Source organism: Colwellia psychrerythraea (assembly GCF_000764185.1).
GTDB classification, from domain to species: domain Bacteria; phylum Pseudomonadota; class Gammaproteobacteria; order Enterobacterales; family Alteromonadaceae; genus Colwellia; species Colwellia psychrerythraea_B.
The window spans coordinates 427047-440826 of sequence record NZ_JQEC01000011.1 but is presented as its reverse complement, the minus strand read 5'-3'; the positions used below and the strand labels follow the sequence as shown (position 1 = coordinate 440826).

Here is a 13780-nt window from a genome sequence, read left to right as displayed (position 1 = left end):
GCCCGTTTAGTCTAACTAAACGGGCTTTTTTTCTCTAATTAGGTCGCTTCGTTATCTTAGTTAATGATACCTCAACTCTTGTACCTTACCCCAGAATACCCGATACGAGAAAACGGTATAGCTGAATATCACAGGAACGACTATGATCACTCCCCATAATAGAAAGCTTAACGATTCAGGTGCTGATGCTGTTTCCCAAATAGTTAATTTACCTGGCACAATGTACGGGAAAAAGCTAAAGGCTAAACCAAAGAAACACAGGGTAAAAATTATTACCGCGCAAACAAAAGGTCGCCAGCAGCCTTTATCATTTACTGCAGGTAAAAGTTTCAACTGCATTTGGCTATAAACAAATAAGGCAAAACAGATTATTGGTAAAGGTAATATGTATAGGGTCGTGGGCCAAGCAAACCATTTAGCAAATACATCAGGGTTAATTAAAGGGTTTACCGCAGAAACAGCAAGCACCCCAATAAAACAAATAATTCCGGCCTTTTTTGCCCAACCTACCGCTTGAACTTGTAAAGCACCTTCTGTTTTCATAATAAGCCAACATGCACCAATGTAAGCATAAGCGGCAGCTACACCCAAGGCGCTGAGTAAACTAAAGGCATAAGCTACTAAAGTGTTTTCAAAGCTCATTACATACATGCCTAACATATAACCTTGGCTCATGGCGGCGAGCAATGAACCGCCTTTAAATACCTTGTTCCATGTAGGTTTGTGGCTAAATGCTGCTTTGGCTCTAAAATCAAAAGCCACGCCGCGTAATACCAAACTAATTAATAAAACCGCAGTTGGTAAATATAGCTCTTTAAAAATGTAGCTATGAGCTGCTGGAAAAGCAATTAATAACAAGCCAATAGCTAAAACCAGCCAGGTTTCATTGGCATCCCAAAAAGGGCCTATTGAGGCAATCATTGTATCGCTATCATCTTTTTGTGATAACGGTAGCAATATACCTACACCTAAATCAAAGCCATCTAAAATGGCGTATAACAAGATGGAAAGCCCCATCAAGCCAACAAATATTACTGCCAAAGAATTAGCTTCAAACATGATTACTCTCCTTAGGTATTATCGGCGTATTAATTACCGGTTTTACTTTTTCATCATCGGTGATTTCTTCAATTTCTACAGCACGGTTTGCCATGGTAAATATGGTGTGCAAATAGGCGGTCATTATCACCACATATAAAATGAGATACATAACTAATGATAAACCAACATTGCCTACGGCTATATCAGTAGCGGCATCCTCTACGGTTAAAATACCGGTAACTAACCAAGGTTGACGTCCTATTTCAGTTACATACCAGCCGGCTAATGTGGCGATCCAGCCAGAAAAGCTCATGGCTACAAGTGCTTTTAATAACCAGCCCGGCAAGGGTTTATTTCGTAGCAACTGAATGCGACTAACCCAAGAAATAAGTAACATCAACATGCCCATACCAACCATAATACGAAAAGCATAAAATACAGGTGCTACCGGAGGATGATTACCTTCAAATTCGTTTAAACCTTTTATTTCTCCATCAAGATCATGGGTTAAAATGAAGCTGGCCATTTTGGGTATCGCTAATTCAAAATGATTAGTTCTTTGTTTCTCATCAGGAATAGCGAAAAGTAGTAGCGGCGCACCTTTTTCGGTATGCCAAATACCTTCCATGGCAGCGATTTTTTGTGGCTGATGCTCTAAGGTATTTAAACCGTGCATATCACCCAGAAAAATTTGCACGGGTGTTAAAAACATTGCCACAGATAACGCTATTTTCAGGGTGAGTTTAGGTGCTTGTTTATCATCGCCTTTAAGTAGCCTATAAGCACTGATGCCAGCTACTAAAAACGCGGCAGTTAAGCCTGAGGCAATAACCATATGTGACAAACGATATGGGAATGACGGATTAAAAATAATAGCTAACCAATCTACCGGAAAAGCAACGCCATCTCGCATTTCATGACCTTGTGGAGTATGCATCCATGAGTTCAAGGCCAAAATCCAAAAGGCAGACAACGTTGTACCTATGGCAACAATAAGGGTCGATAAGGTATGTACCCTAGCGGAAACCCGTTTTATGCCAAACAACATAATACCGAGAAAACCTGCTTCTAGAAAAAAAGCGGTAAGTACTTCATAACCCAATAAGGGGCCGGCAATATTACCGACAGTTTCCATAAATTTTGGCCAGTTAGTACCAAACTGAAATGACATAGTAATGCCAGTCACTACTCCTATGGCAAAGGTGATGGCAAATATCTTCACCCAAAATCGATAGGCGCGCATCCACACAGGATCGCCGGTTAGATCGAAGCGCACTTTGAAAAAAAACAAAAACCAACTTAACGCTATGGTAATTGTTGGGAAAAGAATATGAAAACTGATATTAGCGGCAAACTGAATGCGTGACAGCATTAAGGTTTCAAGCATGATGGACTCCGTTAGCCTATTACTTACAGGAATGTAAATGGCTGGCTGTGAATTGATAATTGTAAATTGATAAGTTTATTTATTTTAAGTACACATAAAAAACGGTTAAGCAGACACTTAACCGTTTATAATTATTTAATTAGTTTATCTTTAAGGCTGATAACCTTGCTAATACCACTACCTAATTTCATCAGGGTATTAAGGTTATCTGGGCTCATGCTTTGTAGTTCACCTGCCCAATGGGTGACGGTTTCTAATAAGTCATGAATTTCATTCATTTGCTTTTGAGCAAACACTTCTTTTTGATTAGCAGGCTCATCTAATAAATTATCGCGTAGCAATGATAGGGTAGGGTCAACTTCGCGTTTACGGCGCTCTTCAAATACACGCGTGGCCATTTCCCAAATTGAGCCTGCAGGAGAGTAATACTCTTTTCTGTCTTTAGGTTTATGTTGAACCTGTACTAAACGCCAAGATTGCAGCTCTTTAATGCCCATGCTGACATTGCCACGAGATATATTAAGTGCTTCAGATATTTGTACCGCACTTAGGGCTTCTTCATGAATAATCAACAAGCCGTACATTTGACCTACGGTGCGATTAAAGCCCCAACGACTGCCCATTTCGCCACAATGCATAACGAAGGATTCTATTTTTGAAGTAAGTATCATTTGTATGTTCTGAAGTTTCAGTAATTTCTGAAAGTTTAAACTTATATTGATATAGATCAAGGTTTAATTGTTTTTATTTTTACCTTACGGACATGAGTGAAGGGAAAATAATAGAAATGAAAAAGTGAATTGGGCAAAGTATTGCAAGGAAATGCTAAGTAAAGCTTAAGCTAAGGTTTAAGTAACTGAAGAGGGTACGGTCTAATACAGTTTTTTGGACAAAAAAAGCATGTCCAGATGACATGCTTTTAATCATTATTTAGTGATAGACAAATAAAATTTACACTAATAAATCTTGGATATTCACTAAATCTTTTTTGCCATTGATGATTTCATCAGGAGTTAAACCCGATAATTCATGTGGGAAAACTAACCATTCATCAGAAGTATGAATGTAATAATCAGGGGCAAAATCAACTTTTGAATTTTGTGGTTTATACCATGGGCAAGCAACACGTACATCTAGTGGCATATTATTACGCATGTTCTGCTTCAACTGCTTAATCAAGGCATCGATACTACGGCCAGAATCAAAAACATCATCAACAATTAATAAACCATCATCAGCGTTTGCATTTTCAATAATGTAATGCAGACCGTGTACTTTGATTTCTTTACTTTGCTGGTTAATACCGTAATAAGATGAAGTACGAACAGCAATATGATCCGTTTCTACTTCTTTAAAGTCAAAGTACTCTTGCACAGCGATACCAATAGGTGCACCACCACGCCAAATGCCTACGATAAACTGCGGGCGAAAGCCATCTTCAAAAACTTTAGAGGCTACACGAAAAGAATCTTCTAATAATTCTTGCGCGGTAATAAAACGTTTTTCCATTGCCGAGGAAACCTTTTTAAAAAAATGATAAGCGCTAATTATAACCCGACAACAAAAAATAGTGTACTGCTGGCGAATTTATAAATGCAATAAAAGTGCAACAATGAAGCACTATTTTGTTAAAAATGACAATAAATAGCCGTATTTCTAGATTTCTATGACCTGAATAAATAAGTAAAAAATAGTTGACCTTAGAGTGTACTCTAAGCTTTATAGTGTAAAATATTCAATAAGAAGACGCTTATTACGTGTTAAGTAAGGAATATCTCATGTATAGAATTGGTGAGTTGGCACAGAAATTATCGGTATCCACAGATACCCTACGATATTATGAAAAGCATAAGTTATTAAGTGCAACAAGTCGTGGCGACAATGGTTATCGTTTTTATAATGAAGAGGCATTAAAAATTATGCAATTTATCATTCGTGCTAAAGGTATTGGTTTTAGTTTGAATGAAATTAATGATTTATTATCTATTAAAGTTGATAAAGCCAGGCATAGTTGTGCTGATGTGAAATCATTTACCCAGCATAAGCTGGATCAAGTAAATAATAAAATAGCTGAGTTAAATCGTTTTAAAGGCTCTTTAGAATTGTTGGTTGATGCGTGTTGCGGTGGTGAAGAACAAGCGATCCACTGTTCAATTTTATCTGCTTTGGAGAATGTTGATGCAATTAATAAATAATTTTTGGGATTTATTCGTACTTTCAGCGCCATGGTTAATGTTGGGATTATTAATTGCCGGCATAATTAATGTCTACCTACCAAAGGAGTTTTTGAATAAACACTTAGGCAGTGATGGTTTATATACCACAATCAAGGCCGCCATTATCGGTGCACCTATGCCACTGTGTTCATGTGGTGTTATTCCCGCAGCTTTAGGGCTTAGGCGCTCCGGCGCCTCTAAAAGTGCTACCACGGCATTTTTGGTTTCTACTCCTGAAACTGGAGTGGACTCAATCTCGGTATCGTATGTTTTACTTGGTCCTTTTATGGCTATTATCAGACCTATTGCCGCCATAACTAGTGCCATAGTCGCGGGTGTATTGGTTGGTCGAGATAAAGAAGGTGATAGCGATGAACGAAGAAATAGAGTTCAAGATGAGAAACAAAAAAATGAGCAGTCTTGCTGTGACAGTAAATCAGTAGGAAAAGAGCAGGGTTCATCTTGTTGTGCTACTGGCTCAGAGTTCAAAAAAACTATTCTTGTTGAGAATAAGAGTGAACAAACAAGTTGCTGCTCAAAACCGGCAGTGGAAGTTAAAGAGTCATCAGGAAAAATTGAACAATCAGAAACTGCACCAGCAGACAGCTGCTGTGATATTAATACAGCTGAACATCAAGAGGCGTCATTTTTTACCAAATTAAAACAAGCTATCGCTTTCAGTTGTACCAAGCTGTTAAGTGATACTGCAATCTGGCTATTGATAGGTTTAGGGTTTGCCGCCATTGTGCAAACTTATGTGCCGTTAAGCTTTTTCAGCCAGTGGGGCAGTGGCATATTAGCCATGGTTGTGGTGATTTTAATTTCGATTCCAATGTACGTTTGTGCGACAGCTTCAACACCTATTGCTGCAGGTTTGTTATTGTCAGGTGTCTCACCCGGTGCTGTGCTGGTCTTTATGTTAGCAGGGCCTGCTACTAATATTGCCACCTTAGGGGTGGTAGCAAGTGAACTGGGTAAGCGCGCTGTTGTCTCATATCTAACAGGCGTTATTGGGGTTGCAATAATCTTTGGTTTTATCACTGACTTTTTAGTAGAACATTATAATATTGAAGTAGCACCTATGTTAGGTGAACATCATGAAGTGCTGCCTACTTGGCTATCACAAACTTTTGCTTTTATTCTGGTACTCTTGTTAGTGAGATTGCTGGTCTTAAAATTAACTGCAAAAAGAGCATTGCTAAACACCTAAAAGTCAGCACAGTAATACCATAAAAAAAGCAGCTATTAATAGCTGCTTTTTGGTTTAGGACAATACATAATAATAGTCACTGCTAATGAAGAGTTAAAAATGAACCTTATCATTAAGGCCCTTATGATTAAGCTATCTTAAAGCGCTTTACTAATTTATCAAGAGACTGACAGTTACTCTCAATAGTGAGTACGTGCTCATTAACTGTTGATGAATCGGTAGTGGCAGACTCGGCGAATTCATCAATACTGCCCATAATAGAAGTCATTTGCTCAGACAAAACATCTTGGTGTTCGGTAAGTTTGTTAATGGTAACATTGAGCTCTCTGGCGCTATCAATGGTAGTGTCTATCTTAGTTAAAATTGTATCAACTTCATTAACTTGCTGAACAGTTTGGCTAAACTGTGTTTGGTTAGTCAAAATAACTTGCTCTGCAGTCGATGCACTCGTTTGTAAGTTGTTTATCATTTTTTGAATACTGTCGGTTGACTGTTGAGTTCTACTGGCCAGTGTTCTTACTTCATCAGCCACTACTGCAAAACCTCTGCCATTTTCCCCCGCACGTGCTGCTTCAATAGCAGCATTGAGAGCTAAAAGGTTGGTTTGTGATGCTATGCTCTCAATAACTTCAACAACATTACTAATGGATTCGCTATCTTCTTTAAGCTGCGCAATAACAGACACCGTATGTTGTATTTGTTGCTGAGCTTCTTGCATAATGGTAACGGTTGAACCAATAAGTGATTTTCCCTGCTGAGTTATCTGGCAAGCGTCGGTAACTTGTTCATCGGCAGATTGCGCTGTTGTGCTTATCTCTTTAGCAGCACTGCTCATCTCGGCAATATTACCACTAGCGCTGGCAACGTCATTTCTAGAGTCGGCTATTTTAAAAGATGACTTTTTCGTTAATTCACCAACACTATGAATAGAGTGGTTAAGTTTATCTGACATCTGGCTAATATCGGTAACTAAGTCATGGATTTGCTCGGTAAACTGGTTGAAAGCATTGGCAAGTTCACCTATTTCATCATTTGTTTTTACAGTAATTCGCTTTGTTAAGTCCCCTTGGCCGCTGGCAACATTGATCATGGCATCATGTAACTCTGTTAGTGGTTTAGTAACTGATTTTGCCACTAGAGAAATAATAATACTTACGATGGCTATCAAGGCTATAACAATAAAAATAGAGAGTTTAATGGTATTGTAAAGAGGACTATAAACAGTGTCTTTTGCGACCATAAGGCCAATTACCCAATGCATTTGAGGTTTATCATCTTGAATAGACTGATAAGCAACAATTTGAGCTTCGCCATTGAGGCTAATTTCAGAAACACCCTGTAGATTTTTCTTGGCAAGCTTGGCCAAGTTATCAAAACCTGCATATCCTTGTTGTTCATCTAATTCAGCGATAACTTGGTTATGGGCTATTTTGCCATTTTTAAGCGGAAAATAGATAACTTTGCCATCTTGAGTCATCAGGAATGCGGTGCCTTCGCCCTGATATTTGGCTTGATCGACAAATTCGGCAATGCTATCAATCAAAATATCAGCACCACCGACACCAATAAAGTCACCGTCAAAGTTAAATATAGGGATGTTAATTGCTGTATAGATATAATTATCAGCAGGGTGTAGCTCAACGTCTGACATGGTCCATTTTTGTTGCTGCTTTAAATCCTTATACCACTGCCTGGTTCTAACATCGTAATCGCCTTGTTTATATACACCATGTTCATCAAGGTATTCACCTGTGTGCTCTGAGCCAAAGAACACTGATTTTGTATAAGGATCAGAGCTAGATTCACCTTTAAGAGTTTGTAAAAAAAGTTGATAGTCAGCGGTGGATTTATCCGTTAAAAAACTTTTGTGGTTATCAACCCAACTAATAAGTGAGGGGATGCGAAAAAAACCTTCTAAACCTCTAACTTGTTTATCAACAAAGGTTTGAATTTTATTTGCTTCTAGTTGCACTGCAGCCTGCAGGGTTTTATTAACTTGCTGCTCAGTGCGGTTACTCACTTGGCTAATGATAAATATAGCGGCTAGCACTAGGGCTAAACTAACACCACCAGATACATAAAGAAGAAACTTTGAGCGGATACTTTTTGACATTGACTTACCTTTAGGTAGTTATTATTAGTATTAAATCGAACTCCAGCTAACAATATCTCCTTTAAAATAATTTTTGCTATTTATTGTACAAAAATAAAATATCTCATAAAGGCAGAGGGCTTGCAATATATTGTATTCAATTAATTTCAAGCAGTTAACTCAATGCATTAATTTGAGGTATTAGTTCAAGGTATTAATTAAGGTATTAATTCAGGTCACTAGCTCAGGAAAGTAGTTCTAGGATTTAGCACAGAGGTTGCTTAAAAGATTAACTGATTGTTGTTAATCAAACGAGGACCGTGAATGTTGCCCTTGAGTCATCAACCATTAAAGTGGCTAGCGCTATTTTTTTGATGTTATTAACATCAAAAAAAAGCCCTAAGATAATAAAATCTTAAGGCCTTTTGAAAGTGCATTTAATAAATATTTCTAGTAAAAGCACACTTTGTTAATTTACTTGCTTAGTATTGGCTTTAAAACTACGCCGTTAATAAGGGTAATTAAAAAAGTAATTACTGCGCATTAATGCTCAATCTAACGCCACCAAATTCACCTTTAAGGGTAATATAGTGCCAGTAAGCAGTAGGGTCTAATTCAACAATTAAACTATCAAAGTTACCATCACCATTAGCATAACCGTTGTTGTCTTGAGCCGTAGGCCAGCCACCAGCTTTATACATTATGTCTGCATTACCCCAGCCGCCAGTCGTTCTTAATTCAAAGCGGGTAGCTAAGTTGCCGTCGTTACGAACAATAAACGATGCACCACCACCTGATGAATTAATACATTCAACAACTTGATTCATAGTCACAGTATTATTGTTTACATCATGTTTGTTTGCTGGAACATTAACAATACATGGAGAAAAATCAGTACTGATTGTAATCGGCTCACCTGCCCAGTTACCAGCGGTGCCAGAAGCAGTTGAGTCAGTATCATTAGGACCAAATTCAACAATATTACTGTTACCTAATACGATGCCGTTAACTAACCAGTCATTAAATTCTGCATCGAATGAAGTACCAATATTATTGATAAATGTTTGGTATTCAGGGTATTGACCACTACGTGTTAAGTTCAATATTTGATTAACATCATTTCTGTGCTTTTCAAACATGAAACGTACTGCTAAATAACCCCAACGATAAACACGATCTTGACCAGAGCCATAGTTATTTTTGAAGATTTCAGATAAGGCAACTGCTTGAGTTTTACCCAAAGTAACTGCACTTGCATAACCGTCGCCATAAGAAATGTACTCTCCTAAGCCTTCAGACCACCAAACCGTATTAACTGACATACCTAGAGAGAAATCACCATACAAATCGAAACGACCATCTAAATAATGCACGTATTCATGCTGTAAGTTCCAAACGTGAAAGTTAGGTCTCATCCATGCAGCTTCATAAGCAATGAAACGTGCTTGGTTTTTGGCATTGATTGGCGCACCTTCTAAGTACATACCACCATTGTTGGTATCCATATTGAAGAATAAGCCTGCATAGGTACTATATTCCTCTGAAGAATCAAAAATAACTAGTTCTAATGCTTCATTAGTATCGTCAGCAACCGGTACATAACCAGTACCTAAGATATTATGGAAGTTTGTTTCTTGGTTACCTAATACTTGACAAATCCACGCTGCTTGATCGTTATACATATGTTGAGCTCGAATTTTTAAGCTAGCAGAACATTTGTAGTTAAAGGCTAATGTTTCTTGTTCTAAGGTAAAAGCAAAACCACAAATATTGTAGTAACCACAATCAGCACGATCATAATAATCAGCCATGCTAGCAACACCTATCCAAATTTTCTTAGTATTGTCGAGCTTACTTGTGCTATCTAACATACTTTTCACATAAACTTTAACTTGCGCTTCCATCTCAGGGATATGGTATAAACGAGAAAGTTCACGGGTAGCATTATATAATACGTAATCAGCATCAGTACCAATTAGGTGACGTTTGCTTGATTGGAAGTTATTTAGTGCTGTTAGTATCGCATGGTCAGTTGCGTACAATGCACGCATATCTGTATCCCACTGTGCGCGGAATATTGTGGTGAATATCGAGTTAGCAGCAGCGTTCATGTTGAAGCTTGATGCCCAGTCAGCATTATATTCGTTCAATACACGTAAAGTGATATCGTTAAAGTCAGCACCTAAACCTGCTGAATCAACATTGATTAATGCTTCTTTTAATACCCCACCATTACTTTCACTTGCAAGCCAAGAACTGCCGTTGTTAAAGAAAGTGCGCAAAGCAGTTTTGATACTTGCTTTTACTGCTGGCGTATAGTCAACGATATCTGTTGGATGAGCAAATTCCACATAAAACGCACCACGGAAGAAGTAGAATAGCGCTTCTAAACCAGTAGTATCTTCACCAGTATAAGATGAAGCACGAGAGTTAATTGCATTAGCAATAGCTATCATGTTTGCTTCAGAGAACAATGCTGTAGCATCAGGTCCGCTCATGTTATAAATAGGGCTAACATTTTGTGGGTGTGTTAAAGCAATACGCTCAACTAAGGCCGCACCGTTTAAACCAATAAAGCGTGTAGCATCTGTTGGGAAACCGTCATCTGGAATGGTTGAACCACCACCCGTAGTAGGAATATCTTTTGGATCAATGGCTACTAATAAGCTCACTTCTGAAGCTGAAGTACCATCAAGTGATACGTATAACCAACCTTTGTTAGCAGTAAAGCTAATTGACTCGTCAGTACCAACATTGTTTGATATATGATCGTAACTTGTTGAGGTAGCCCAACCTTGTTGGCTAGTTAACAAGTCAAATTCACCAGAGCCGCCACCCGTTGAAACAACAACATTAATATTGTCTGCTGGTACATGGATAGCATATGACGAAGTGCCCGCTATAGTGTTGATACATTCAACTTGGTTGAAATTCACTCTACCTTCAACCGGCGTTTCAGCGCCACACATGCCAGGGTTAGCTGGTAAGGTTGGAATATTACCAGTACCTGTACCTGGATCTGGATCAGGGTTAGGAGTAGTGCCGTTATCAGCGCTAACTTTAAAGCTCACTTCCTGATTAAGCCCAAATACACTGATATATAAGCGACCAGCATTAGCCGTTATTTTTAATGTTTCGTTAGTGCCATCACTTACAGAAGAAGCAATATTGCCACTGCGAGTTGCCCAGTTACCGGTATTAACATAAATGTCAGCTTGACCTGAGCCATTCTTAGTTTCGATGACTAGTGGCGTATTATCAGCTTCAACGTCGATGTAAAAATACTGACCGTTGCCTGAAATACATTCTTGTGACTCTAATGTTAAGGTATAACCCGTTAGTGTTTGCCCGCCACACATAGATGGTGTTGGATTTCCTGTGCCTGGATCTGGGTTTGGAGTGGTACCACCGGCATTAACATCTATTACATCTAGAGTGACTTGGTCATGAATACCAAAAACACTGACATATAAACGGCCGGCGCGTGCAGTAACAGCAACAGTTTCTTCAGTACCTGCGTTATATGTACGTTGAGTGTGGTTAGAGCTTGTTGCCCAGCTATAATCGCTAACTAAGATGTCAGCTTCACCTGTGCCACCTGACGTTTTGATTTCTAATGCGGTGTTATCAGCATCAACATCAATATAAAAATATAGACCGTTTCCCGATATACATTGTGTTTGGTTTATGGCTAGTGCCCCGCCTGATGTGGTTGTGCTACCACATTGAACTGGTGCGTTAGCGCTGGCCGTAGTTGATGCTAAAGCACCAAGTACTGTAGCAACAGCGAGTAATTTATTTTTAACAGAATTTGACATGTGTCGTCCCATTTTTATGGAGTAAGGCTATGCAACCCCCTCCTATTTTATTATTTATTTTTACTTTTTGAAGTTACTCTTTAGTTGAGCCTTTATGACTCTTCTCGCTAGAAAAGCGCTAGCATTGCATTGCTGACATTTTTCTCGATATCTCAGTTATTGATGTATCGATGAAAAATGTTTATGTAACAAATATGAAACATAATTGTATGCAATATATTGTAGAAAGTATCTTTTGTACACTAAATCAGCATAGTTTTTTTGTGTTTTTACAGAGGTTATTTGGGGGGGAAGCTAGTTAAATGGCTTTTTTAAAAGAGTAATACTCTGTATATAAAGGATAAATAGTTAAGGTGAACGCAGATTTTTTTATTAAAAAAATGTTAAATTAATTAATTTTCAGTTAACGTTTTTCATGATTGAAGTCGTTTTTTAGGTTAAAAACAAACGAATCGATTTAAATTTGATCAATACCACCTTGTTATTGCCTTTTAGGGTATGTTACCTTTATTGTATTCAATATACATTTAATGAGTTTGAAATGAATAAAACAACAATGTTAACGGCTGGTTTAATCGTAGGTGTCGCCGTTGCCTTTAGTTATAGTTTTTTAGGTGACGATGTAGAGTCGGCAAAAGCTCAACAACAAGTAATATCTGAGAGTGTTCAGGTAAAGGCTCCGCCATCTTCGCCAAGTAACGTAACTAAAGCTGTGATAGTTACTGGTGAGAAAAATAGTGAACAAGAAACGGTTGTGGTTGATGAAAATAGTTTTGTAAGAGCAGCGCCGCCACCGCCTATTCGTTCAAATAAAGCAAGAGATGGTAGTTACACTACGCCTCAAGCTCATGGTCATGAAGAAGTATCAGGTGAGCATAAAGAAAATGCACCACCGCCACCAACGGGTGCTAACTAAACAGTTGGCGTAATTGATAATAAAAATCCCTAACGTTGTTTAGGGGTTTTGTATAGCTAACTAGCTTGGTCTAGCACTTGAAACTTATTGACCCCAACTAAGAAGTTGAGCCAAACGGCAGAGGACAGTTAAAGACGTAGGGGAAAATATAAGCAGTACTATCAGTTATTTGATTCATCACCTTTTAGCAGCTCAAGTGAATAAGTTGCAGATGAAATTTGTTCTAAGTAAATAACATCGTTGTATCTTAATTGTGATATTAAGTAAATAAGTTCTGATTTCAACCTTGGGTGGTTTTCTATTTTTTTAATGGTTTCTAATACAATAATAGGGCTTATTTCAATGTCACATGCCCGTTTAATAATTATGGTTACTTGAAGAACTCCCTTAATCTTCTCGCAGTTATTTAAGATGGTTTCCTGGACATCAGGGTGTATGATTGATCTAATCGTTGTAAAATATGTACTCATACGTGCAAATTCAACCATTCTCATTGTATTGTCACTGTAGTATTGGTTTATTATATCTCTCAACTTAAAATTACCTAACAAGTGAATTCTGCCACTGTTTATTAACTCGTTGTAAGTGTTTTGTTTACTTGAGTTTTCCCATCTTCCACTAGCCATCATAAATGCTACAATAATATCTGTTGTTGGAACTCGATCCGAAATGGGTTGGTTTAGGTAGTTCAGTGCTTGGTACCCATACTCTTTTGTGCCGTTAAAATAGTCAACTCTCGCTTCAGAACCACTTCGTTCATTATTGAAATCAACAATGAGTCGTTCATTGTAAATTCTACGCAAATCATCATCTTTTCTGTCTTCATTCCAATTGGTAACCTGCATACCAAGAAAAATACCAACCATCACTACAGATACATCAAGCCAAACAACAAACCAGTTTTGTTCCTTGATATTTTCTATTAAGCGCCGTAAAAGCATATTGTTGTTATCTATTAATCAGCTGTAATGTAAGCATAGGTGATTTAATCGAATATAAAGTCAGAAATTTGTGACGCGATACTTATCAAGTATTTTTAATATTTAATGCATCGAGTAAGTCAGCATTGTGTTTGAAGGGGGAAAGTCGAAGGAGGTTTT

Annotated in this window: 10 protein-coding genes; 3 read left to right on the top strand and 7 right to left on the bottom strand. The window is 38.0% G+C overall.

All coding sequences use genetic code 11. The features are described 5' to 3' along the window. Positions 1-60 precede the first annotated feature (60 nt). The 4 genes from cydB to GAB14E_RS16310 all read right to left on the bottom strand — a co-directional run bounded on the left by cydB (position 61) and on the right by GAB14E_RS16310 (position 3937). Positions 61-1059, bottom strand: a complete 999-nt coding sequence (gene cydB, locus GAB14E_RS16295) for a cytochrome d ubiquinol oxidase subunit II (protein ID WP_033081351.1) — start codon at positions 1057-1059, stop codon at positions 61-63. After that, positions 1052-2428 carry a cytochrome ubiquinol oxidase subunit I gene (locus GAB14E_RS16300; protein ID WP_033081350.1) on the bottom strand — a complete coding sequence of 459 codons (1377 nt, stop codon included), beginning with the start codon at positions 2426-2428 and terminating at the stop codon, positions 1052-1054. Before GAB14E_RS16300 ends, cydB begins: the two co-directional genes overlap by 8 nt. 131 nt (positions 2429-2559) lie before the next feature. Continuing rightward, positions 2560-3099, bottom strand: a complete 540-nt coding sequence (locus GAB14E_RS16305; RefSeq protein ID WP_033081349.1) for a GbsR/MarR family transcriptional regulator — start codon at positions 3097-3099, stop codon at positions 2560-2562. A 280-nt stretch (positions 3100-3379) separates the two neighbouring features. Next, positions 3380-3937: a phosphoribosyltransferase gene (locus GAB14E_RS16310; RefSeq protein ID WP_033081348.1), complete on the bottom strand. Its 558-nt coding sequence runs from the start codon at positions 3935-3937 to the stop codon at positions 3380-3382. Positions 3938-4206: 269 nt separating this feature from the next. Here GAB14E_RS16310 and zntR point away from each other — a divergent pair, with 269 nt between their 5' ends. Together zntR and GAB14E_RS16320 are read left to right on the top strand one after the other, a co-directional pair. Beyond that, entirely contained in the window at positions 4207-4623 is a 417-nt protein-coding gene (gene zntR / locus GAB14E_RS16315) for a Zn(2+)-responsive transcriptional regulator (RefSeq protein ID WP_033081347.1), read from the top strand. Next, positions 4607-5854, top strand: coding sequence for an SO_0444 family Cu/Zn efflux transporter (locus GAB14E_RS16320; RefSeq protein ID WP_081967738.1), 1248 nt, complete (start codon positions 4607-4609; stop codon positions 5852-5854). Before zntR ends, GAB14E_RS16320 begins: the two co-directional genes overlap by 17 nt. Before the next feature lie 127 nt (positions 5855-5981). Here the strand turns inward: GAB14E_RS16320 and GAB14E_RS16325 are convergent, their stop codons facing one another. Together GAB14E_RS16325 and GAB14E_RS23945 are read right to left on the bottom strand one after the other, a co-directional pair. Next, on the bottom strand, positions 5982-7967 hold the full coding sequence (locus GAB14E_RS16325; protein WP_033081346.1) for a methyl-accepting chemotaxis protein: 1986 nt from the start codon (positions 7965-7967) through the stop codon (positions 5982-5984). 512 nt (positions 7968-8479) lie between these two features. Beyond that, a complete protein-coding gene (locus tag GAB14E_RS23945; protein ID WP_052093515.1) occupies positions 8480-11764 on the bottom strand; it encodes a collagenase in 3285 nt (1094 codons plus the stop codon). 541 nt (positions 11765-12305) lie between these two features. Here GAB14E_RS23945 and GAB14E_RS16330 point away from each other — a divergent pair. Continuing rightward, a complete protein-coding gene (locus tag GAB14E_RS16330; RefSeq protein ID WP_033081345.1) occupies positions 12306-12680 on the top strand; it encodes a hypothetical protein in 375 nt (124 codons plus the stop codon). Positions 12681-12841: 161 nt separating this feature from the next. Here the strand turns inward: GAB14E_RS16330 and GAB14E_RS16335 are convergent, their stop codons facing one another. Then, complete coding sequence (locus GAB14E_RS16335) at positions 12842-13621, bottom strand: hypothetical protein (protein ID WP_033081344.1); 780 nt, start codon at positions 13619-13621, stop codon at positions 12842-12844. Positions 13622-13780: the final 159 nt, after the last annotated feature.

Coding starts and splice junctions, on each gene's coding strand:
- cydB (WP_033081351.1), bottom strand. CDS start 1,059: ATGTTTGAAGCTAATTCTTTGGCAGTAATATTTGTTGGCTTGATGGGG.
- GAB14E_RS16305 (WP_033081349.1), bottom strand. CDS start 3,099: ATGATACTTACTTCAAAAATAGAATCCTTCGTTATGCATTGTGGCGAA.
- GAB14E_RS16300 (WP_033081350.1), bottom strand. CDS start 2,428: ATGCTTGAAACCTTAATGCTGTCACGCATTCAGTTTGCCGCTAATATC.
- zntR (WP_033081347.1), top strand. CDS start 4,207: ATGTATAGAATTGGTGAGTTGGCACAGAAATTATCGGTATCCACAGAT.
- GAB14E_RS16320 (WP_081967738.1), top strand. CDS start 4,607: ATGCAATTAATAAATAATTTTTGGGATTTATTCGTACTTTCAGCGCCA.
- GAB14E_RS16330 (WP_033081345.1), top strand. CDS start 12,306: ATGAATAAAACAACAATGTTAACGGCTGGTTTAATCGTAGGTGTCGCC.
- GAB14E_RS16310 (WP_033081348.1), bottom strand. CDS start 3,937: ATGGAAAAACGTTTTATTACCGCGCAAGAATTATTAGAAGATTCTTTT.
- GAB14E_RS16325 (WP_033081346.1), bottom strand. CDS start 7,967: ATGTCAAAAAGTATCCGCTCAAAGTTTCTTCTTTATGTATCTGGTGGT.
- GAB14E_RS16335 (WP_033081344.1), bottom strand. CDS start 13,621: ATGCTTTTACGGCGCTTAATAGAAAATATCAAGGAACAAAACTGGTTT.
- GAB14E_RS23945 (WP_052093515.1), bottom strand. CDS start 11,764: ATGTCAAATTCTGTTAAAAATAAATTACTCGCTGTTGCTACAGTACTT.